Annotated in this window: 12 protein-coding genes; 5 read left to right on the forward strand and 7 right to left on the reverse strand. The window is 64.9% G+C overall.

Annotated elements, in window-relative coordinates; all coding sequences use genetic code 11:
- The first annotated feature begins 90 nt into the window (after window positions 1-90).
- Entirely contained in the window at window positions 91-2,835 is a 2,745-nt protein-coding gene (locus tag GJV26_RS19090) for a TonB-dependent receptor (RefSeq protein WP_155710293.1), read from the forward strand.
- A 58-nt stretch (window positions 2,836-2,893) separates the two neighbouring features.
- Here GJV26_RS19090 and GJV26_RS19095 read toward each other — a convergent pair whose 3' ends face one another.
- The 3 genes from GJV26_RS19095 to GJV26_RS19105 form a co-directional block, all read right to left on the reverse strand.
- Window positions 2,894-4,543: a glycoside hydrolase family 43 protein gene (locus GJV26_RS19095; RefSeq protein ID WP_155710294.1), complete on the reverse strand. Its 1,650-nt coding sequence runs from the start codon at window positions 4,541-4,543 to the stop codon at window positions 2,894-2,896.
- The gene (locus tag GJV26_RS19100) at window positions 4,540-5,829 is read right to left on the reverse strand and encodes an MFS transporter (RefSeq protein ID WP_155710296.1); all 1,290 of its coding nucleotides are present in this window, start codon (window positions 5,827-5,829) and stop codon (window positions 4,540-4,542) included. Before GJV26_RS19100 ends, GJV26_RS19095 begins: the two co-directional genes overlap by 4 nt.
- Before the next feature lie 146 nt (window positions 5,830-5,975).
- Entirely contained in the window at window positions 5,976-7,862 is a 1,887-nt protein-coding gene (locus GJV26_RS19105; RefSeq protein ID WP_155710298.1) for a M2 family metallopeptidase, read from the reverse strand.
- A gap of 121 nt (window positions 7,863-7,983) precedes the next feature.
- Between GJV26_RS19105 and GJV26_RS19110 the strand changes: the two genes are divergently transcribed.
- From GJV26_RS19110 to GJV26_RS19125, 4 genes are all read left to right on the forward strand, one after another.
- Window positions 7,984-10,368, forward strand: coding sequence for a TIM-barrel domain-containing protein (locus GJV26_RS19110; protein ID WP_155710300.1), 2,385 nt, complete (start codon window positions 7,984-7,986; stop codon window positions 10,366-10,368).
- Between the two features lie 197 nt (window positions 10,369-10,565).
- Window positions 10,566-11,891, forward strand: a complete 1,326-nt coding sequence (locus tag GJV26_RS19115; RefSeq protein WP_155710302.1) for an MFS transporter — start codon at window positions 10,566-10,568, stop codon at window positions 11,889-11,891.
- Between the two features lie 109 nt (window positions 11,892-12,000).
- Window positions 12,001-13,632, forward strand: coding sequence for an alpha-D-glucose phosphate-specific phosphoglucomutase (locus tag GJV26_RS19120; RefSeq protein WP_155710304.1), 1,632 nt, complete (start codon window positions 12,001-12,003; stop codon window positions 13,630-13,632).
- A 27-nt stretch (window positions 13,633-13,659) separates the two neighbouring features.
- A complete protein-coding gene (locus GJV26_RS19125; RefSeq protein ID WP_155710306.1) occupies window positions 13,660-15,339 on the forward strand; it encodes an alpha-amylase family glycosyl hydrolase in 1,680 nt (559 codons plus the stop codon).
- Window positions 15,340-15,373: 34 nt separating this feature from the next.
- Here GJV26_RS19125 and GJV26_RS19130 read toward each other — a convergent pair whose 3' ends face one another.
- From GJV26_RS19130 to GJV26_RS19145, 4 genes are all read right to left on the reverse strand, one after another.
- On the reverse strand, window positions 15,374-16,570 hold the full coding sequence (locus GJV26_RS19130; RefSeq protein ID WP_155710308.1) for an IS4 family transposase: 1,197 nt from the start codon (window positions 16,568-16,570) through the stop codon (window positions 15,374-15,376).
- A 248-nt stretch (window positions 16,571-16,818) separates the two neighbouring features.
- Window positions 16,819-19,611, reverse strand: coding sequence for an alpha-1,6-glucosidase domain-containing protein (locus tag GJV26_RS19135; protein ID WP_155710311.1), 2,793 nt, complete (start codon window positions 19,609-19,611; stop codon window positions 16,819-16,821).
- A gap of 73 nt (window positions 19,612-19,684) precedes the next feature.
- Window positions 19,685-21,439, reverse strand: coding sequence for a methyl-accepting chemotaxis protein (locus tag GJV26_RS19140; protein ID WP_229419358.1), 1,755 nt, complete (start codon window positions 21,437-21,439; stop codon window positions 19,685-19,687).
- A gap of 235 nt (window positions 21,440-21,674) precedes the next feature.
- Entirely contained in the window at window positions 21,675-23,267 is a 1,593-nt protein-coding gene (locus tag GJV26_RS19145; RefSeq protein ID WP_155710312.1) for a POT-type proton-dependent oligopeptide transporter, read from the reverse strand.
- Between the last annotated feature and the right edge of the window lie 236 nt (window positions 23,268-23,503).

The raw sequence follows: 23,503 nt of genomic DNA on the forward strand, positions 1-23,503 counted from the left end.
CTAAAAGAGCGGCCGTAATCCTTGGAACCCCGTGTAGTCGAGCTAATTTTTGCGCGCGGGAACATATTCGTAATTAGTGAGGGGACTTCAATGAAATTCTTCGCGCCTGAGCGCAGCCTGCGCACGGCAATGCAATTGAGCCCGGGTTTGACACCATTGGCCGCCGGCTGCGCACTCTTCGTTGCGGCATTGGCCAACCCGGCCATTGCACAGGAACAGAACACCGGCGCGGAAGCGGCGCCGATGACCACGGTGACCGTGACCGGCATTCGCCGCGGCATCGAGGACGCCATCTCCGTCAAGAAGGAAGCGACGTCGATCGTCGAAGCCGTTTCCGCCGAAGACATCGGCAAACTGCCGGACGTCTCCATCGCCGAATCGATCGCCCGCCTGCCGGGTCTGGCCGCCCAGCGCGTGGCCGGCCGTGCCCAGGTGATCTCGGTGCGCGGCCTGTCGCCGGATTTCTCCACCACGCTGCTCAACGGCCGCGAGCAGGTCTCCACCGGCGACAACCGCAGCGTGGAATTCGACCAGTACCCGTCCGAACTGCTGTCCGGCGTGACGGTCTATAAAACCCCGGATGCGGGCCTGATCGGCCAGGGGCTGTCCGGCACGATCGACCTGCAGACGGTGCGCCCGCTCAATTTCGCCAAGCGCACCGTGGCGATGAATGTCCGCGGCGAGCACAACTCGCTGGGCAGCATGGCCAACACGAAGTCGCTGGGCAACCGCTTCTCCGTCAGCTACATCGACCAGTTCCTGAACCGCACGCTGGGCGTGGCGATCGGCTTCGCCCACATGGAGTCGCCGGTGCTGGCCAACGAGACCGGCATCTACGAACCCTGGAAGACGGATGCCCGTACCGGCCTGCCGGCCGGCACCACTGCCACCGACGGCATCAAGGCATTGTCCCGCACCGGCTACAACCGCCGCGACGGCCTGATGGGCGTGGTGGAATATCGCCCGACCAAGCAGCTCACCAGCACGCTGGACTTCTATGCGTCCGTGTTCAAGCATGAAGACACGGCCAACCAGTTCGAAGTCAACCTGTCCGGCTGGAACGGCAACCTGCAGCCTTCGCCGTTCTACTCGAACCTGACGAAGAACGGCAACGCGATCAGCACCGCCGTCGCCAACAACGTCTACCCGCTGGTACGCGGCATGTACACCAGGCGCCGCGACGATATCCGCGCGCTGGGCTGGAACAACGAACTGCGCCTGGACGGCGTGAAGCTGGTGGCCGACCTGTCCTGGTCGAAAGCCAAGCGCGACGAGCTGGGCCTGGAAAACAACCTGCAGCTGGGCGCCGTCAATACGCCGCAGTATCTCGATACGGTGAACCTGGCGTTCAACACCGGCGCATTCCCGTCGATGACGCCCGGCCGTGCCGACTACAGCGACGCATCGAACCTGTATGTGAAGAACACGATCTACGGTTCCGGCTACGGCAAGAAGCCGTATGTGGAAGACGAGCTGAAAAGCGTAAAGCTGGCGGCCAACTTCCAGGCGCCGGCGGCACTGGAAAACTGGTTGTCCGGTTTCGACGTGGGCGTCAACTACAGCGACCGCTCGAAGGACAAGGACCAGCCCGAAGGCAACATCAACCTGGTCGGCAACCCGACCACGATCGATCCGTCGCTGCTGTACGGTTCCGTCGACCTGGGCTTCGCCGGTGTCGGCAACGTGCCGGCGTGGAATGTGCCGGCCGTCGTGGCGCGCTACATGACGTTCAATCCGACCGCGGGCAGCGGCGCCATCCTGATCAAGAACTGGTCGGTGGTCGAAAAGATCTCGACCGCGTACGCCAAGGCGAACATCGAACACGAGTTCGGCGACATCTCGCTGCGCGGTAACGTGGGCGTGCAGGTGCAGCACACCAAGCAGTACTCGGATTCGAAGTACTTCAACGGCGCGGTGGCCGCGGACCAGCAGGTGCAGCCGATCCACGACGGCAAGTCGTACAACGACTGGCTGCCGAGCATGAACCTGAACTTCAGCCTGCCGAACGACCAGACCGTGCGCGTGGCGCTGGCCAAGCAGATCGCCCGCCCGCGCGTGGACCAGCTGCGCGCCGCGCTGGACTTCGGCGTATCGGACACCACGTTCAAGCCGGGTGCTTCGGGCGGCAATGCGCAGCTCGATCCATGGCGCGCCAAGGCGTTCGACGTGTCGTATGAAAAATACTTCGGCAAGAAGGCATACCTGGCCGGCGCGTTCTTCTTCAAGAAGCTGGACACGTACATCTTCACGCAAACGAAGACCTACGACTTCTCGGCATTCGTTCCGGGCACCAAGGCCAATACGGTCTTCGGCGACTACAAGGCGCCGTACAACGGCAACGGCGGCACGATGCGCGGCATCGAGCTGTCCGGCTCCCTGCCGCTGAGCATGCTGACTCCGGTGCTCGACGGCTTCGGCATCGTGGCCAGCGGCACCTACACCGACAGCAATATCGCGATCCAGGAACCGGATGGCTCGATCGGCCAGAACATCCCGCTGCCGGGCCTGTCCAAGCGCGTGACGAACCTGACCGTGTACTACGAGAAGAACGGTTTCGAAACCCGCCTGAGCCAGCGCAAGCGTTCGGACTTCGTGGGCGAGATCGGCAACTTCGCCGCCGAGCGTTCGCTGCGCTACGTGGTGGGCGAGAGCATCCTCGACCTGCAGCTCGGCTACACGTTCCAGAGCGGTCCGCTGAAGGATGTGGGGGTGGTGCTGCAGGCGAACAACCTGCGCAACGCCGCCTACGAAACCTACAACGGTTCGAAGAACCAGCAGCTGGAATACCAGAAGTACGGCCGCACCGTTCTGCTGGGCTTGAACTACAAGTTCTGAGCGTACCTGTCTGAATGCGAAAGCCCCGTCCGCGCAAGCGGCGGGGCTTTTTTTTCACTCAGGTCCGCCTGGGATCGATGCTGTACGGCCGCTCGCGGTACTCGAAATAATCGAAGTCCGCATGCAGGCCGGCGCCCGACATGTCCTGGCATGCCATGCCGACGAAGGCGCCGGTGAAGTTGGGCTGGCCCGGCGCGTTGGCTTCGTCCGACAGGATGCTCGCATCGAATTGCTGCGGCAGCCATTGCCAGCCGCCGCCGTCCCCGTCGCCGTCGATACGGTAGCCGAAATACAGCCTTTCTTCGTCCACTTCCACGCGCAGGTGCACCGGCACGTTCGGCGGCAGCGGGACCGGCGCGGTGAAGGTATCGGTCTGCACATGGTTGGGCAGGCTGGTCATCACGCGCAGGTGCCTGCCGATCGTTTCGTCGTGCGTGATGTACAGGTAGTGGAACTTGGCGCCGTTGTAGTAGCACACCAGGCCCGCCTGCTGCTGGTAGTGTTCCGGTTCGAAGTCCACCACGGTGGACGCGCTGTAGCAATGCGACTGCTGGCGGCGCGCCACGAGCGCCTGGCGGAACTGGCCGCCCAGGCTTTCGCGCCCGAACAGGCGCAGGTGGCCGGGCCGCGCGGCGAGGCTGAGCAGCTCTTCCGGCCACGGCGTGCGCAGCCACTGGAAGTCCACCGGCAGTTCGGGCGCATCGAACTCTTCGCGCGCCGGCGCGGCGGCGAAGCGGTGTTCCGCCAAGGCGGGCGCGGCGGCCTGCAGCTGCGGGGTTCCCTGGCCATCGGCGGTGCGCAGCCAGCCGTCGTCGCCCCACACCACCGGCTGGATCGCGGTCTCTCGCCCCAGCGTGCACGTGCCACGGTTGCGCAGCGGCCGGCCGCACAGGTACACCATGTACGTCCGGCCATCCGGCGTGTCCACCAGGTCGGCATGGCCGGCCCGCTGCAACGCGGCATCGGGGCGATTGCGCGCGGTGAGGATGGTGACGTCGGGGTGCAGTTCATACGGTCCATGCAGGTCGCGCGAACGCGCCATCGTCACGCCGTGGTTCCAGCCGGTGCCGCCCTCGGCCGTGAGCAGGTAGTACCAGCCGTTGCGCCGGTAGAGATGCGGCGCTTCGGTCAGGCCATGCGCCGTTCCCGGGAAAATGTTGCGGCGCTGGCCGACCAGCCGGCGGTCCGCCACCGAGTATTCCTGCGCCACGATGCCGTTGAAGCGGTTGCTGCCCGGGCGGTGGTCCCACAACTGGTTCAGCAGGTACTTGCGGCCGTCGTCGTCATGGAACAGCGACGGATCGAAGCCGCTGCTGTTCAGGTAAACGGGATCGGACCAGGGCCCCTCGATCGCCGGGCTGGTGACCAGGTAGTTGTGGAAGTCGCGCAGCGATGCGCTGCCGGTGGCGCCGCCGGTGGAAGTGCGGCCGTAGCGCTTCACGTCGGTGTAGATCAGCCAGAACAGGCCGTCCGCATATGTCAGGCACGGTGCCCACACGCCGCAGGAATCCGGCGCGCCCAGCATGTTCAGCTGGCTGGCGCGGGTGAGCGGGCGGGCCAGCAGGCGCCAGTTGACCAGGTCGCGCGAGTGGTGGATCTGCACGCCCGGATACCACTCGAAGGTGGACGTGGCGATGTAGTAATCGTCGCCCACCCGCACGATGGACGGATCGGGATTGAAGCCGGGGAGGATCGGGTTCTGGATCATGCTTTGCTCGCGACGAAAGGTTCGGGGTGCCCGGCTTGCCGTGCGGGTTCGCGCACCAGGGTCCACAGCAGCACGGCGGCCACCAGGTCGAGCACCGCCAGGCTGACGAAGAACGGCGTGTAGCCGACGGTGGCCATCAGCCCGCCGATCAGCAGCGAGAAAATCAGCAGGCCGAGGTTGCCGAAGGTGCCGCACATACCGGCCACCGTGGCCACCTCGTTGCGGCGGAACAGGTCCGACGACATCGTGATCACGGTGACGGACAGCGTCTGGTGCGCGAAGCCGGCGAGGCTGAGCAGGGCGATCGCGGCATACGGGCTGTCCACGTAGCCGACGAAGGCCACGCCCATCATCATGCAGGCGCCCAGCGTGAACGCGCCGCGGCGCGCATTGATCAGGCGCACGCCGCGCTTTTGCAGCGCCAGCACCACCACGGGCCCGAACAGGCAACCCAGGTCCGCGGCCAGGAACGGCAGCCAGGCGAACATGGCGATCTGCCCGAGGTCGAAGCCCCGTACCGTGGTCAGGTACAGCGGCACCCAGAACGACAGCGTGCCCCAGGCCGGGTCGGCCAGGAAGCGGGGCAGGGCGATGCCCCAGAAATTGCGCAGCTTGAGGATGCTGAGGATGGAAGGGCGCTTGCCGTCGCCGGCCAGGTGCTTTTCCTGGCCGTCGGCGATGTGCCGCGCCTCGTCGGCGGACAGGCGGCGGTGCCGGGCCGGGGCGTCGTACAGCAGCAGCCATGCCGCCACCCACACCAGGCCGAGCGCGCCGGTGATCACGAACGCCGACTGCCAGTTGTAGTACAGGATGGCCCACACCACCAGCGGCGGCGCCAGCATCGAACCGAACGAGGCGCCGATGTTGAAGATGCCGCCGGCCATGCCGCGCTCCTGCGCCGGGAACCATTCGGACACCGCCTTCATGCCGGCCGGGTTGGCCGACCCTTCCGCCAGCCCGAGCATCCCGCGCAGGAAAGCGAACGTCTGCCAGTTGGTGGCCATGCCGTGCGCCATGCAGATCAGCGACCAGGCGGTGGCGAACATGGCGAAGCCGTATTTCAGGCCGATCACGTCCAGCACGTAGCCGCACAGCGGCTGCAGCATGATCGCGCCCTGGAACGCCGCCGTGATGTACGAGTATTCCTGGGTGGTGATGCCCAGCTCGGTGAGCAGCGTGGGCGCCGCCACGGCCAGCGTGCTGCGCGTCAGGTAGTTGATGACGGCCCCCAGCATGATCAGGCTGATCATCCACCAGCGTAGTCCCTTGATCTTGGAGGCAATCATGTTTGCGCAATCACGTGTAATGGGACCGCTACCATAACACATGCAAACGGCGAGATGATTGCGCAAACGTGAGCATTTCGCTCACGTTTGCGTCAACTTCCTGAGCGGTACGGGAAGGGCCTTGCCATGGCGTGCAGTGCCGCCGCTCAGCCCCCCTGCTGCGAGGCCAGTACCCGGTTCTGCCCGTCGAGCCATGTCTTCAGCGGCGCGAAGTATTCGAGCAGCGCGTTGCCGTCGATGCGGTCTTCGCCGCTGATCGCCCTCAGCGCTTCCGGCCATGGCTTGCTGGTTCCGAGTTCCAGCATCGCCTGCAGCTTCCTGCCGGCTTTCTCGTTGCCGTAGATCGAGCACTGGTGCAGCGGGCCGGTGAAGCCGGCTTCGCGGCACAGCGCCCGGTGGAACTGGAACTGCAGCAGGTCGGCCAGGAAGTAGCGGGCATACGGCACGTCGGCCGGCACGTGGTACTTGGCGCCGGCATCGAAGCCGTCGCTGGAGCCGAAGCGCTGCGCCGTGCCGGGGCGCCGCATGCCCATGTACTGTTCGCGCGACTGCCACCAGGTGCTGTCGTAGTCGGCCGGTTGCGTCTTTCCGGAATAGACGTCCCAGCGCCATTTGTCGACCGAGTAGGCGAACGGCAGGATCGCCACCTTCGACAGCGCGCGGCGCAGCAGCTCGCCGATATCGGCCCCGGGATCGGGATCTTCCTTCATCAGGCCGATCTTCCTGAAGTAGGCGGGCGTGATCGACAGCGCGACGGTGTCGCCGATCGCTTCGTGGAAGCCGTCGTTGGCGCCGTTGCGGAATAGCGCCGGCTGGTCCTGGTAGGCGAGGAAATAGTAGACATGGCCCAGCTCATGGTGGATCACCGTGAAATCCTCGCCCGTGGGATTGATGCACATCTTGATGCGCACGTCGTCGCGGGCATCGATCGACCAGGCGGACGCATGGCACACCACGTCGCGGTCGCGCGGCTTCGCCAGCAGCGAGCGTTCCCAGAACGTGGCCGGCAGTTTCGGCATGCCCAGCGACGTGTAGAAGCCCTCGGCATATTCCGTCATCCGCCTTGGCGTGGTCCGGTTCTTTTCCAGCACCCGGGTCAGGTCGAAACCGCCGGCGCCCTTCGCGGGTTTCAGCAACGGGTAGATGTTGTCCCAGGTCTGGCTCCACATGTTGCCGAACAGGTGGGCGGGAATGGGGCCGGTCAGCGGCACCACGTCCGGACCGTACGCGGCGCGCAGCCTGTAGCGCGCATATTCATGCAGCGCTTCGTACAGCGGCTTGACCTGCAGCCACAGGCGCTCCATCTCGAGCGCGAATTCGTCGGGCGGCATGTCGTAGCCGGAGCGCCACAGCGCGCCCGTGTCGGCATAGCCCATCTCGCGGGCGCCCTTGTTGGACAGCTGCACGAAGTCGACGTAGCGGCCCTTGTATGCGGACGCCTGCGCATGCCAGCCGGTCCACGCTTCGAGCAGCTTTGCCGGATCGCGGCTGTTGGCCAGGATTTTTTCCAGTTCGCCCAGCGGCATGCAGGGGCGGCCATCCGCCGGGCAGTACCGGGCCTTGCCATACGCGCCGGTCAGTGCGGCGCGCGCGGCCGCGTAATCGGCGCGCTCCTTCGGGTTGGACAGCATCAGCGTCAGCTGCAGCAGCTTCATCTTGCGCGCATCGGCGTCGCCGAGGTTCAGGCCGTTGAAGCGGCGCGCCGCCAGCGCCGCCTGGCCGGCCGCGTCCAGCTGCAGCTCGCCGAAATACGCGGCGATCGCCTCGGTATCGTCGGTGATGAAGTTCGCGACGACCCATTCGGCGCGGGCCTGGTCGGTGTTCAGCCTGCCGAATTGTCTTTCGGTCTGCAGCAGGAAACGCTTGGCTTCTGCCACCGCGGGTTTTGCCGCCGCCTTCGCGCCGGCCTTTGCCTTTGCCGGTGCGTTCGGTTTCGCCTGTGCCTGCGCCGGGCCAGCGCCCAGCGCAAGGAGCACGAGCGGCACGATCAGCACGACTGGTGGAATGGCGGGCAGCAGTGGCTTGGGTTTCATCGTCGTCTGTCCGGTCGGGGGAGTGAAGTCGTCAATATAGCGCAACCGGCCCTGTTCGCACTTGTGTTCCCGGTGGCGTTTTGTCATGCTCTCGGCTCCTCATCACCTGCCATCGACGCCCATGAAAATCACCACGACCGCAGCGCTCGCGCTGGCCTTCGCCTGTCAATCCGCCGCCGCGCAGAACAGCGCGCGGCACGTGCAAAGCTGGACCGAGAAGGGCGGCGTGCTCGAGATCGTCACCAACGACGGCCGCTACCTGATCCGGCCCTATTCGTCGGCGATCCTGGAAACCACGTTCGTTCCGGATGGCGAGGAGCATGACGCGCGATCGCACGCGGTGGTGCTGGCGCCCGCCGGCGTGGCCGCCACGGTGAAGGAAGCGGGTGGCCGCATCGAGTTCGCCACCCCGGGCATCGCCGTGACGATCGAGCGCCGGCCGCTGCGGATCGCCTACACGTACAAGGGCCAGCCGCTGGTGGCGGAAAAACTGGGCTACACGAGGAAGAACGGTATCGAAGCGCTTGAGTTCGCGCTCGACGGCGACGAGGCGCTGTATGGCGCCGGCGCCCGCGCGGTGGGCATGAACCGGCGCGGCAACCGCTTCCAGTTGTACAACAAGGCGCACTACGGCTATGGGAACCGCTCGGAACTGCTGAACTTCACGATTCCCATGGCGCTGTCGTCGAAGAGGTATGCGCTGCACTTCGATAACCCGCAGGCGGGCTGGCTGGACTTCGACAGCCGCAAGGATGGCACGCTGTCGTATGAAACGACTGGCGGGCGCAAGACTTACCAGGTGATCGCCGGCGACGCGTGGTCCGACGTGATGGCCGGCTACACGAGCCTGACGGGCCGCCAGCCGCTGCCGCCGCGCTGGGCGTTCGGCAACTTCGCCAGCCGCTTCGGCTACCACGACGAAAAGGAAGTGCGCGCCGTCGTCGACAGGTTCATCGACGAAAAGATCCCCCTCGACGCGGTGGTGCTGGACCTGTACTGGTTCGGCAAGGAAGTCAAGGGCACGATGGGCAACCTGGCATGGGACAAGGACAGCTTCCCGAATCCGCAGGGCATGCTGCGCGACCTGAAGGCCAGGGGCGTGAACACGGTGGTCATCACCGAACCGTTCGTGCTGACCACCTCAAGCCGCTGGCAGGAAGCGGTCGATGCGAAAGCGCTGGCCACCACGAAGGAAGGCGCGCCGTACACCTATGACTTCTTCTTCGGGAACACGGGCCTGGTCGACATCTTCAGCCCGCAGGGCAGGAGCTGGCTGTGGAAGATCTACAAGGGCCTGAAGGAGCAGGGCGTGGCCGGCTGGTGGGGCGATCTCGGCGAACCCGAGCTGCACCCGGCCGCGCTGCAGCACGCCACCGGCTCGGCGGACCAGGTGCACAACATCTATGGCCACGACTGGGCGCGGCTGATCGCCGAAGGCTACGCGAAGGACTACCCGGACGAGCGCCCGTTCATCCTGATGCGCGCCGGCTATTCGGGCTCGCAACGCTTCGGCCTGATTCCGTGGTCCGGCGACGTGTCGCGCAGCTGGGGCGGATTGCAGTCGCAGATGGAAATCGCGCTGCAGATGGGCATGCAGGGCCTGGCGTACATGCATTCGGACCTGGGCGGCTTTGCCGGCCCGGTGCTGGACGACGAACTGTATGTGCGCTGGCTGCAGTACGGCGTGTTCCAGCCGCTGTTCCGTCCGCACGCGCAGGAGGAGGTGCCCTCCGAACCCGTGTTCCGCGCGCCGCGCGCGAAACGGCTGGCGACCGAGGCAATCCGGCTGCGTTACACGCTGCTGCCTTATCACTACACGATGGCGTTCGAGAACAGCACCACCGGCATGCCGCTGATGCGCCCCGTGCTGTTCGAGGATGCCGCCAACGATGCCGGCACGCTGGCATCGACGTACCTGTGGGGCGGCAGCTTCCTGGTGGCGCCGGTGACCGAGCCGGGTGCGAAGCGCAAGGAAGTGTATTTCCCCACCAAGGGCAGTGCGTGGTTCGATTTCCATAGCGGCGAGCGGCACGGGGGTGGCATTCTCGAAACGGTGGACGTGGTGGCGGAACGCATCCCGGTCTACGTGCGCGCCGGCGCGTTCGTGCCGATGGCACCGGTGGTGCAGGCTACGCGCGACTACACGGGCCGCGCCATCGACCTGCACTACTGGCACGATGCGGGCGTGACGTCGTCGTCGGGCATGCTGTACGACGATGACGGCGCCACAGCCGATGCGTATGGCAGGGGCAAGTACGAGATCGCCCGCTTCACCGCCTCCGCGCAGCCGGGAATGCTCGATATCGGCATCGCCACCGAGACGGGCAGCGCCGCGGAGCCGGTAGTGCGCGCTTACACCGTGCACGTGCACGGTATCGCCAGGCCAAGGCGCGTGCTGCTCGACGGGCAGGCGCTGGCGTTTACGTGGGATGCGAAGACACGGGTGGCGAAAGCCGTGCTGCCGGCACGCGCCAGGCTGGCGGCGAAGGTTTCCGTGCAACTGTGACGCAAGGCGCTGTCGAGGAATGTAGGGAAACCGGCGGTAATTTCCTGTAAAACAGGGTCCGCCCTCAATTTTTTTATGTTGTTTGACTACAAAGTGACTGAGGCAGGGGGTGTTTTGGGGTGTAACTGGCGTTGACTGCCTGTGCTTGGCATGTTATTTTGCTACAAATATAGTGGCGCATAACATCGGAGACCTGGATGCATTCTTCTTCCACCAAGGCCAGGCTGTCGTTCTGGCAGCTCTGGAACATGAGCTTCGGCTTTTTCGGCATCCAGTTCGGTTTCGCACTGCAGAACGCCAATACCAGCCGCATTTTTTCCACGCTGGGGGCCAATCCCGAGGAATTGCCGCTGCTGTGGCTTGCCGCGCCCGTCACGGGCCTGCTGGTGCAGCCCATCATCGGCTACCTGTCCGACAACACATGGCACCCGAAGTGGGGCCGCCGCCGCCCGTTCTTCTTCCTCGGCGCCGTGTTCGCGTCGCTGGCGCTGTTCCTGATGCCCAATTCGCAGGCGCTGTGGATGGCCGCGGCCGTGCTGTGGATGATGGATGCGGCGATCAACGTTTCGATGGAACCGTTCCGCGCCTTCGTCGGCGACAAGCTCGATCCCTCGCAGCAGACGGCCGGCTTCGCGATGCAGACCTTCTTCATCGGCTGCGGCGCCGTCATTGCCTCGCTGCTGCCCACGATCTTTTCCGACTACCTTGGCGTGAGCAACGTGGCGGCCGACGGCGGCATCCCCGATTCGGTGCGCTATTCGTTCTACGTCGGCGGCGCGGTGTTCTTCCTGTCGGTGATGTGGACCGTGCTGACGGCCGATGAACTGCCGCCGGAAAACCTGGAAGCGTTCCGCAAGGAGCGCAGCGCCACCGCCGGCCTGGGCCATGCGCTGGCCGAGATCTTCGGCGGCTTCGGCCGCATGCCGAAAACGATGGTGCAGCTGGCGTTCGTGCAGTTCTTCACGTGGATCGGCCTGTTCGCGATGTGGATCTACACCACGTCGGCGATCGCCGACAACGTGTTCAATACCACCGATGCGCAATCGGCCGCCTACCAGCAGGCCGGCAACTGGGTCGGCACGATGTTCGCCATGTACTCGGGCGTAGCGGCGCTGGCCGCGTTCATCCTGCCGGTGCTGGCCCGCGCCACCAGCCGCAAGACGGTGCACATGATCTGCCTCGTCATCGGCGGGCTTTCGCTGGCCAGCGTGTCCCAGATCCACGACAGGCAGGCGCTGATGCTGCCGATGATCGGCGTGGGCATCGCATGGGCCAGCATCCTGACGATGCCGTACGCGATCCTGGCCGGCGCGCTGCCGGCGAAACGGATGGGCTACTACATGGGCGTGTTCAACTTCTTCGTCGTCATTCCGCAGATCGTCAGCAGCCTGCTGCTGGGCTTCATCACGACCCGTTTCCTCGGCGGCCATACCGCCAGCACGCTGGCGCTGGGCGGCGGCGCGATGCTGGTGGCCGCGGCGCTGACGCTATTCGTACATGACGCCGCGCGCCGGGCGGAATAAGCGCAGCTGGCTGAAATAAGTCATACAGGCAACGAGCCGCGCGCCCCCGCACGATAGATCGCGGTACGCTGGGATGTTAATCTTAAGGTAACACCACAGCGGAGCAAACATGGCAATCCAGACGATATCGACGGCACCCATCCCCGGCCAGCGGCCGGGCACTTCCGGCCTGCGCAAGAAGGTCGGCGTTTTCCAGCAACACCCCTATCTCGAGAACTTCGTACAGAGCGTCTTCGATTCGCTCGGCGACCTGTCCGGCAAGACGCTCGTGCTGGGCGGCGATGGCCGCTACCACAACCGCGCCGCCGTGCGCACGATCCTGAAGATGGCCGCCGCCAACGGCGTGGCGCGCGTGCTGGTGGGGCGGGGCGGCCTGCTGTCCACGCCGGCCGTGTCATGCGTGATCCGCAAGTACGAGGCGATGGGCGGCATCATCCTGTCGGCCAGCCATAACCCGGGCGGCCCGGATGGCGACTTCGGCATCAAGTACAACATCGGCAACGGCGGCCCGGCACCGGAAGCAATCACCGAAGCGATTCACCAGCGCACGCTGACGATCAACTCCTACCGGATCAGCGATGCGCCGGATATCGACATCGACCACGGCGGCCGCTACTACGTGGAGCAGATGCAGGTCGAAGTGATCGACCCGGTAGAAGATTATGCCCAGTTGATGGAACAGCTGTTCGACTTCGACGCGATCCGCAAGCTGTTCGCCGGCGGTTTCCGCATGCGTTTCGACGCGATGCATGCCGTGGGCGGCCCCTACGCGAAGGCCATCATCGAAGGCCGGCTGGGCGCGCCGGAAGGCACCGTGATCAACAGCGTGCCGCTCGAGGACTTCGGCGGCGGCCACCCCGACCCGAACCCGGTCAACGCCGCTGAACTGATCGCGCTGATGGCGGGTGACGATGCCCCGGACTTCGGCGCCGCCTCCGATGGCGACGCCGACCGCAACATGATCGTCGGCCGCAAGTTCGACGTCACGCCGTCGGACAGCCTGGCGATCCTGGCCGCCAATGCGCAGGTGGCGCCCGGCTACCGCGGCGGCATCGCCGGCATCGCCCGCTCGATGCCCACGTCGCGCGCCGCCGACCGCGTGGCCGAGGCGCTCGGCATCCCGAGTTACGAAACACCCACCGGCTGGAAGTATTTCGGCACGCTGCTCGATGCGGGCCTGGCCACGCTGTGCGGCGAGGAAAGCTATGGCACCGGCTCGAACCACGTGCGCGAGAAGGATGGCGTGTGGGCCGTGCTGTTCTGGCTGAACCTGCTGGCCGTGAAGGGCAAGCCGGTGCAGCAGATCGTCGAGGAGCACTGGCAGCGCTTCGGCCGCAACTACTATTCGCGCCACGACTACGAAGGCATCGAGGTGCATGCCGCCCAGGTGCTGATGGACGACCTGCGCGTGAAGCTGGCGGCCCTGAAGGGCGTGGAGATGAACCACTACACGGTCGACTACGCCGACGATTTTTCATACACCGATCCGGTCGACGGCTCGCAGGCCACGCAGCAGGGCATCCGCATCGTGATGACGGACGGCTCGCGCATCGTCTACCGGCTGTCCGGCACGGGCACCGAGGGCGCCACGTTGCGCGTGTACCTGGAGCGCTATGAAGCGGATCCGGAACAGCACCACATCCCCACGCAGCAGGCACTGGCGGCGCTGATCGCGATCGCCGACAGCGTGGCCAGCATCGCCTACAACACGGGCCGGAGCAATCCTTCCGTGATCACCTGACATTCACCCCCCATGAGGAAAGGTCGCATGAAGCCCACATCCATTGCATTGTCCATCGCGTTTGCCGGATCACTGGCGATATCCGGTTCGGCCGCCCTGGCCGCGCCGCCGCAAAAAATGCCGTTCATGTGGGAGAACGCGACCGTTTATTTCCTGCTTACCGACCGCTTCGCCAACGGCGACAGGGCCAACGACCTGGCATATGGCCGCAAGGCCGATGCCGCGCCGTTGCGGGGTTACCTGGGTGGCGACCTGAAGGGGCTGACGGCGAAGGTGAAGGAGGGCTATTTCGACAGCCTGGGCGTCGACGCGATCTGGCTGACGCCGCCCGTGGAACAGATCCATGCCGGCACAGACGAAGGCACCGGCAAATCGTATGGCTTCCATGGCTACTGGGCGCGCGACTTCACGGCGCTCGACGCGAACCTGGGCACCGAGCAGGACTTCCGCGACTTCGTCGACGCCGCCCATGCGCGCGGCATCCGCGTGCTGCTCGATGTGGTGATGAACCACACCGGGCCGGTGACGCAAGCCGATCCAGTGTGGCCGGCGGACTGGGTGCGCACCTCGCCCACCTGCACGCACAAGGATGCGCCGACCACGATCTCGTGCACGCTGGTGGACAACCTGCCGGACGTGCGCACCGAAAGCGATACGCCGGTGGCGCTGCCGCCGGCGCTCGCCGAAAAATGGAAGAAGGAAGGGCGCTACGAGCGCGAGGTGAAGGAGCTCGATGATTTCTTCGCCCGCACCGGTTACCCGCGCGCGCCGCGCTATTACCTGATGAAGTGGCACGCGGACTGGATCCGCAAGTACGGCATCGACGGCTACCGCGCCGATACCGTCAAGCACACCGAGGCGGGCGTATGGAAGGAGCTGCGCACGGTGACCGAGGCCGCACACGACGAATGGAAGAAGGCCAATCCCGGCAAGGTGCTGGGCGACGGCAAGTTTTTCACCGTGGCCGAGGTCTACAACTATTCCATCGGCCATGGCCGCGAGTTCGACATGGGCGGCGGCGTGAAGACCGATTTCCATGCCAACGGCTTCGACAGCCTGATCAACTTCAGCCTGCCGGCCGATGCGAAGGGCGGCTACGAAAGCGTGTTCGCCAGGTTCGATACGCAGCTGCATGGCCCGCTGCGCGGCAAGTCGGTGCTGAACTACCTCGACTCGCACGATGACGCCAACGCATTCGATGCCGCGCGCGTCAAACCGTTCGAGTCCGCGAACAAGCTGCTGCTGGCGCCGGGCGCCGCGCAGATCTACTATGGCGACGAAACCGCGCGGCGGCTCGACATCGCCGAGGCCGTCGGCGATGCGAAACTGCGCTCGCCGATGAACTGGGACGAGCTGGCCGACAATGCCGCGCGCGATGGCTACCGCGTCGCCGACGTGCGCGCCCACTGGAGCAAGGTGGGGCAGTTCCGGCGCGCCCACGTTGCCATCGGGGCCGGCCGCCATGGCAAGCTCGCCGATGCGCCTTACACCTTCTCGCGCACCTACAGCGGCAACGCCTTCGCCGACAAGGTGGTGGTGGCGCTCGATGTCCCGGTCGGCAAGCCGGTCGCGATCAAGGTCGGCGGCATCTTTGCCAACGGCACGAAAGTACGCGACGCCTATGCCGACGCCACCTACACCGTCGCCAACGGCGCCGTGCGCACCGGCGGCAAGTTCAATACCGTGCTCCTCGAAGCTGCCCCCTAAAAAAATTTCCTGAAATCGGGGACTGTCCCTGAGCCTACCCCTCGAATTCCCAAGTGCGGACCATCGAAACGAGTTCGATAAATGCATATTTGATGGCCGATGGGGAGAGTCTGGGTCGACGATAGTCGTCGACCCAGTGCATTGCCAACGAGAAGATTGAAAGGCAGCTGCCTGCCTTGGGATGGCTGCCGTAGTGGACTTCATAGCCAGCCGCTCGTGCCGCTAAGCCGATCAGCCATAAGGCATAAGTGAGCAATGCACCGATTAGTAAAAGTGCCGCCAGACGAAGCAGGCTTGTAGTCTGGCTATGTCGCAGTGCCATTCCCCATTTGGCATTCTTCAGGTCGCGGAAAGTCTGCTCGATTTGCATGCGCCCAGAGTAAATTTTGATGATGTCGTCTGCACGAAGCTGTGCCAGTGCTGGCGAAACGGCGAGTAGCCAAGGCTCACATTGGGCAGCGCTGTTTTTCTTGCTGTGGCGCGCGCGCGCAGGTTGACCGGATTTCGTCAAGCAATGCCGTCCTTTCGATTTGGACTTGTACAGCACTAATCGGCAGTCGACAGGGTTGGAGCGGACATGAAAAAAATAGCCCAAATCGCGCGCTTTTGCGGTAGCTCTTGAGTACAAGCTTTTGCAGCCGAACCAGTCGTTGCCGTTCTGTTGGCACACCAAATCACGGTTGCGTATCCGTCCGACCCAGCCAAAGCCGAGCTGATTGAGCGTTTTAAACCACGTAGCACGAAATCCTGCATCGGTGATGATGATGGCGCGACAGTGCGCTGGCAGGATGGTTTTCAGGGTCTTCATGAAGCACTTATGGACCAAAGATGCCGCGAGCCTCTCCTGAGGGTGGACCTCCTCGTAGAGCGTAAAGGCGCGTCCTTCGATGATGGCTGCTGCACGCAGCAATTGAGCACTGCCATCTGCGCGAATTTCTGACCAATCTACTGCTACCTGCACGTATTGCCTGGATTGAAGAAGGCGTTGGCTCATTGCTCGGTATATCTGCACCCGCTCTTTGGCCAGATGGGGATTGCTCAGCAAACGGTCACAGCACTTGATGCGATGCCGAAGACTTGTTTGTGACCTGAGCTGCTTACCGATGCGTACAACGCCCAGCCCGGCACGAGCTGCAGCTTGCACAATTTGAGCTAGGCAAGCTCGGCGTTTAGCGTGAATTGATGGGCACTCCTGCCCCAACAATCGTTGTATGATTTGGCGTGCATGCATGGTCCGTGCCTTTCATTTGCAGTTTGGTCACTACGAATGAAAGGGCTAACACGGCCATGCATGTGCCGTTTTTGGGATTGAAGTTAACAGCTTCCCATATGGTTTACAACAAAAATTTGAGGGGTAGGCTCAGGGACAGTCCCCTTTTTCAGGAAACTAATTTCGCCAAAGTACTTACTCTCCCGAGGTTGCCTGCAATTGGCTAAAGTTCGCTGTTTTTGGCAAATTCCCAACCCTTGCTGTGATGTTTACTCCACGAACACGACGGCGGTGCGCGGCGGGATCGTGAAGCGGCCGCTGGTGGCGTCGTAGCGCGCTTCGGCGGCGCGCTTGTCGGCGGCGGCGGGGGATGCCTGCACGGGATGCAGCCGCCAGGCGCGGCCCGCTTCCTGCGGCACGACGATCGATTGCGCGGCCTTGTCGACGTTCAGCAGGTACAGCACTGCCCCGAATCCGGCACCTTCGTAGCCGGCGCCATCGAGCCGGCCGGCGATCACGGTCGGTACCTGGGAGGGGCCGGTGTTGTAGAACCGCAGCCGTTGCCGCACGTCTTCCGCGCTGCGCAGCCGGAACAGCGTGCTGCCGGCGCGGATTTTCAGCAGGTCGCGGAAGGCGTCGCGTGTGAAGGCGATGTCGGCCGGCGCCGGCTTGAACGCCGGATTGGCCAGCAGCGGCTGGAACAGCGGGTAATCCTTGCCGTTGTCCGCCGCCGGCGGCAGGCCGGTGCCGAAGTGATTGTCGCGATAGGTCCAGTCCAGCCGGTTGAACCAGTCGCCGGATTCGAAGCTGTTGCGGTCCAGCGATTTCGAACGGAGGATATCGAAACCGGCATGGAAGTAGGCCACGCCCTGGCTGAATGCATTGATCGCCGCGGCCAGCACCTGGACGCGGGCGCGGTCGGCGGTCGATGTCGATGCCGGCAGCCGCAGCACGTTCAGGTCGTACAGCGTCTGGTTGTCGTGGTTCTCCACGTAGTTGACGACTTCGCCGGGCTCGCTGGCGTAGCCGGCCGGCTGGCCGCCGTAGTCGATCCGCTGCAGTTCGCGGACTTCGCCGGTGTGCGTCGGCAGCGGATACGTGCGCAGCGTGCCGGCCAGGCCCACCTTCACCAGGTCCGCCGCTTTCAGCAGCTCGGCAGCCGGGTCGGCAGCGCCGGCCGCGCTGCCCGCGTGTTCATTGCGGTCGTACACCAGGCCGTTCACATAGCCCTGGCGCGTAAACATGTCGCGGCCGGCATCGCCGGCGCCGCCGCCGCGCACGGCATCCCGGCCACGGTCGCTGAAGGTGCCGATGCCGCTGCCGTTCAGCGCCAGCTGCGACGCCTGCACGAAGCGCTTGCCGTCCGCCACCTCGCCGAAGTTCCAGCCTTCGCCGATCAGGTTCACGTGCCGGCCCGCCGCCGCGTTCACGCGGCGCTGCAGCGCCTCCATCGTGGCGCGCGGCTGGTGGCCCATCAGGTCGAAACGGAACGAATCGATGTGGTAAGCCTTCGTCCACAGCACCGCCGAATCGATCATCAGCTTGCCCATCATGCGGTGCTCGGTGGCCGTGTTCTCGCAGCAGGTCGAGCGCTCGATGACACCCCTGGCATCGAGGCGGTGATAGTAGCCGGGCACAACGCGGTCCAGCACCGATTTTTCGTCCTGCCCGGCGGTATAGGTATGGTTGTAGACCACATCCATGCCCACGCGCAGGCCGGCCCGGTGCAGTGCCTGCACCATCTGCCGGAATTCGAGCACGCGCCGCCCGCCGTCCTCCGGGTCGGTGCTGTAGCTGCCTTCCGGCGCGCTGTAGTGATACGGGTCGTAGCCCCAGTTGTAGCAGTCGGCCAGCTTGCTGGCGCCCACGAGCTTTTGCTGCGCGTCGCTGTCCGGCGCGCCGGACGGCCAGGGCGTGACGCAGCCCTGTTCGGGAATGCTGCCGATGTCGTAGACGGGCAGCAGGTGCACGTCGGTCAATCCCGCCTGCGACAGCGCGCGCAGGTGCTTCATGCCGTCCGACCCGGACTCGAGAAACGCGGTGTACTTGCCGCGATGCGCCGGGCGCACGGTCATGTCGCCGATCGAGAAATCGCGCACGTGCAGTTCGTAGATCGACATGTCGGGCTGCGCCCGCACCCTGGCCGGCGGCGCATCGGCATCCCAGCCGGCAGGTTTCAGGCGCGGCGATGCAAGATCGGCGATGTAGCCGCGGCGCGAGTCGGTGGTGAGGCTGACCGAATACGGATCGGTGACGAGATTGCGCACGATGCCGGCGCCCGGCACCGCCACATCCACCGCGTACCGGTAGTACTTGCCGTGCAGGTTGCCGGGCAGCGTCGCGGACCAGATGCCGGTCGCCGGATCGAAGCGCAGCGGCGTGGCGGCGCGCGACGGGCCGGTGCCCTTGTCGTACGTGCAGACCGAAACCCGCTGCGCGGTCGGTGCCCACAGCTTGAACGTGGTGCCCGCCGCGCGTGGCGTCGCACCCAGTTCCGGCTCCGCACCGGCAGCCGCGTACAGGTCGTCCAGCGCGCCGGCGACCTGCACCCGCGTGGCGTCGAGCACGGTGCCGTCGGCCGCTTCGCTCACCAGCAGCAGCTGGCCGCGGTGCAGGGCGGCTATTCGTCCGGCCTGTGCCACGTCCGCCGCATCTGCATCCCGCAGCGCGAACACGGGGCCGTTGCCGAGGTAACGCAGGCGTTCCGGCATGGCGGCGGGCGTCGGTTCGAGTGGCAGGAAGCCGTCGGCACCGACGACCTTGCCGCCGGCCGGTGCCGCCAGCGACGCATTGCGCGCGTGGTAGAGGCGCAGTCGCCCATCGGCGCGGACCCCCGGCCATGCCAGCATGCGCCGGTCCAGCCAGGCGGCGCGCGCGTCGACATTGACCGCGCCGGCGGCGGCGGGGGCAAGGACGGTCTGGAATTGGTCGCCGTCGCACAGCGCGGCGGAAGAAGGCGCGGCATGCGCGGCGCCTGTCGTTGCCGATGCGGCGGCACAGGCCGTGGCAAGCGCCGCCGCGGCGGCGATGCGCAGCGCGCGGCTGCGGGATGGATGGTCCATGCGTCCCCCTGTTTCGATGGGAACGTATGGTAAAGGAAGGTTGCGACTACAGCCATGCTGTAGTCGCGCGGGATCAGAATTCTTCCCAGTCCGACTCGCTGCCGACGGTGACGGGCGCCTTGCGGGCCGGCGCCGGCGTGGCCGCGGGCCGGGACGCAGCCGGCAGCGCGGCGCGGGCGGCCGGCTTCACGGCCGGCTTCACGGCAGGTTTCACCGCGGGCCTTGCGGCAGGACGGGCGATCGCCGCGGCCGGTGCCGCGCCTTGCGCCAGCGTGAACGTGCCGACCAGTTCGGCCAGCCTGCGGGCCTGCTCCTGCATCGCTTCGGACGCGGCACTGGCCTGCTCCACCAGCGCGGCGTTCTGCTGCGTCACTTCATCCATCTGCGTGATGGCGAGGTTGACCTGGTCGATGCCGCTGCTCTGCTCGCGGCTGGCGGCGGAGATTTCGCCCATGATGTCCGTCACGCGCTGCACGCTGCCGACCACCTCGTTCATCGTGGCGCCGGCCTGGTTCACCAGCTGCGTGCCGGTGCCGACCTTGGTCACGGAATCGTCGATCAGCGCCTTGATTTCCTTGGCGGCCGTGGCGGAGCGGTGCGCCAGGTTGCGCACCTCGCCGGCCACCACGGCGAAGCCGCGGCCCTGTTCGCCGGCGCGGGCCGCTTCGACTGCCGCGTTCAACGCCAGGATGTTGGTCTGGAATGCAATGCCGTCGATGACGGAGATGATGTCCACGATCTTCTTCGCGGAGGCATCGATCGCGCCCATCGTGTCCACCACCTGCGCCACCACGGCACCACCCTGGGCGGCGACGGTGGAAGCGGAGGCGGCCATCGCGCTGGCCTGCTGCGCATTGTCGGCATTCTGGCGCACGGTCGACGTCAGTTCTTCCATCGACGACGCGGTTTCTTCCAGCGAGCTGGCCTGCTCCTCGGTGCGCGACGACAGGTCCTGGTTGCCCGCCGAAACTTCGGCCGCGGCGGTGGCGATCGTGTCGGTGCCGGTGCGCACTTCGGTCACGATGGCGGCCAGCTTGTCGCGCATGCTGCGCATCGCGAACATCATGCTGGCGGTATCGCCGGCCTTCACGGGCACGTCCACTGTCAGGTCGCCGTCGGCGATGCGGGCGGCGATCGCCGCCGCTTCGTTCGGCTCGCCCCCCAGCTGTTTCAGCAGCGTGCGCGTGATGAAGATCGCGGCGGCAATGCCGCCAGCCAGCGCCACGGCAGCCAGAGTCAGCATCAGCGTGATGGCGCTGTGATACGCCGCCTTGGCCTCTTCGGCTTCCCCGGTGTTCAGTTGTCCTTCCAGGACGATGAGCTCGTCCAACGCACTGAGCCATGCCCGTTGCGCAGGCCGTACCTTGTTCATCAATGCGTCGGTTGCTTCCTCGGCCTTGTTGGCCAGCCCCAGCTTTTCCGCTTCCGCCATCAGCGGCATGGAGAGCTTCTCGTGTTCCGAGAGCTTCGCCGCCAGCGCTTTTTCCCTCGGATCCGTCGCCGGGTGCGCCAGGGTCTTGCCGAACATGGCCAGCTTGTCCGCGTAGATGCTTTCCTGCTTGCGAATGCGCTCCGCTTCCGGGCGCATGGCGTTTTCGTCGCTCAGCAGCGCCAGGTTACGCAGGGCGATCATGCGGTCAGTAACGCTGTCGCGCATCGTGTTCAGCTGGGCGATCTGCACGTTGTTGACATCGGTGATCTTGCTGATGCGTTCCTGCATGCCGCGCATCTTCAGCAGGCCGGTGCCGACGATGACCATCAGCAGGACCAGGACCAATGCATAGCCCAGCGCCAGCCGGGTACCGACTTTCATATTCTTGAAGTTCATGTTGTTCCGTTCGGAGTTCGACGACCGCAGGATGGAGGGCGGTATTGATCCGGCAACGCAAGGGTGGGGCGATAACCGGACGGCACATCTTGTTAGTGCCGTCTGGCAATTATAGAGAACTCTGCAAAGGGAATGAACGGGTTTGTTGCTTGTGTGCAGCAAAAAAACGAAATATTCCTTATCGTCGACCGATACGCCATCGCACCGATGGCATATCGGTCATGATCGGTGGCGATCAGGCAATGTTCGGCTCGGCCCGGTAGTTGTCGACCATCCTGTAGCTGCGGGCATACCAGCCGAACAGCACCGCCGTCAGCAGCGCGAAGCCGGCAAAGAAGAACATCTGGAACGCGATCACCGACAGGCCGGTGTCGCCGATGTGGGCCAGCACCGCGTCGTTCTTCACGCTGGCGTTCACGATCAGCACCCACAGGTTGCCGACCGTGACGGCCAGCGTCCAGAAGCTCATGATCGAACCCTTCATCGACGGCGGCGCCTGGCTGTAGGCGAATTCCAGGCCGGTAGCGGAAACCAGCACTTCGGCCATCGTCAGCAATGCGTACGGCAGCAGCTGCCACAGGATCGACATCGGCGTGCCCGCATCCATCGACACCTGGATCCAGCCGATCACCAGCCACGACGCGGCGGAAAAGGCGATGCCCGCCGTCATCCGCCGCAGCGCCGTCGGCTCCACGCCGGCCTTGCGCAGCAAGGGGTAGATCACCAGGTTGTTGAACGGGATCAGCAGCATCACCAGCGCCGGGTTCACCGCCTGCATCTGCGCCGGCAATACCTGGAACTGCCAGCCGAACAGGCTCAATACCGGGCTGGTCATCGCGTTGGCCTGCACGATCCAGGTGGAGGCCTTCTGGTCGAACAGCGACCAGAACGGCGTGACGAGGGCGAACACGATGAGGATGCGCAGCACGGCGCGAACGCCTTCCACCGCTTCGTCCGGATGATGGCCGCGTGCCCGCTCCAGCTGCAGCGCGGTGCCGATGCCGCCGAACGCCAGCAGCAGCACCAGCGCCGTGCAGGCGGCGATCACGAAGCCCCACGAGAACGACATCAGCAGCGCCGCCACGGCGCCGGCCGCACCGATGGCGGCCACCGCGAGGCCCGGCCTGCCATGGCCGGGCTTTTTCGCCAGCAGCGCGGTGCGCGCCACGCGCGTGAACGAATCGGGGCTCGGCGGCGCCGGCGGCACGTGCACGTATTTCCTGTTTCCCAGCCAAAAAATGAGGGTGGCCAGCGCCATCAGCAGGCCGGGTATGCCGAAGGCGACGGCCGGGCCGTAGTTCTTCAGGAACAGCGGCATCAGCAGCGATGCGAAGAACGAACCGAAGTTGATGATCCAGTAGAACGCGTCGTAGACGACTTTCGCGCGCTTCTTGTTGGTGTGGTCGAACTGGTCGCCGACGAATGCGGCCACCAGCGGCTTGATGCCGCCGGCGCCCAGCGCGATCAGAAACAGGCCGAAATAAAAGCCCGTGAGATTGTCCTCGAAGACGGCCAGGCAGGCGTGGCCGGCCACATAGACGAGGCTGAGCCAGAAGATCGTGTTGTATTTGCCGAAGAAGCGGTCGGCCAGGAAGCCGCCCAGCAGCGGGAAGAAATACACCCCGATGACGAAGGTATGGAACACGTGCTTGGCTTCGCCCGTGCGGTCTTCCAGGGGCACGAACAGCAGCAGGGTACTGATCAGGAACGGCGTCAGGATGTTGCGCATGCCATAGAAGGAAAAGCGTTCGGCCCCTTCGTTGGCGATGATGTACGGTATCTGGCGCGGCAGCGGACCGTAGCCCGCTTCGTGGGTGGCGTTTGCCATGGATATCCTTCTCGAATTGTGGATGGACGCGATGCTATGCCGAACACGGTTGGGCTGGCAATGGCCCGAACCCGGCCATTTCGAACGTTCTCTATTGATTTCGTGTAGTTTGACTACGTTTTTGGAAGCGCGATATTGCGCGATTCTATCGTAACTAATTGATTTATATGGTTGTGGTGTAACTACGTCGCAAGCGCAATCCGTTGAACTATTCATACGGTTGATGTATATTCTCT

Origin of the sequence: Pseudoduganella dura, from assembly GCF_009727155.1 — a bacterium.
In the GTDB taxonomy this organism is placed as follows: Bacteria; Pseudomonadota; Gammaproteobacteria; order Burkholderiales; family Burkholderiaceae_D; genus Rugamonas; species Rugamonas dura.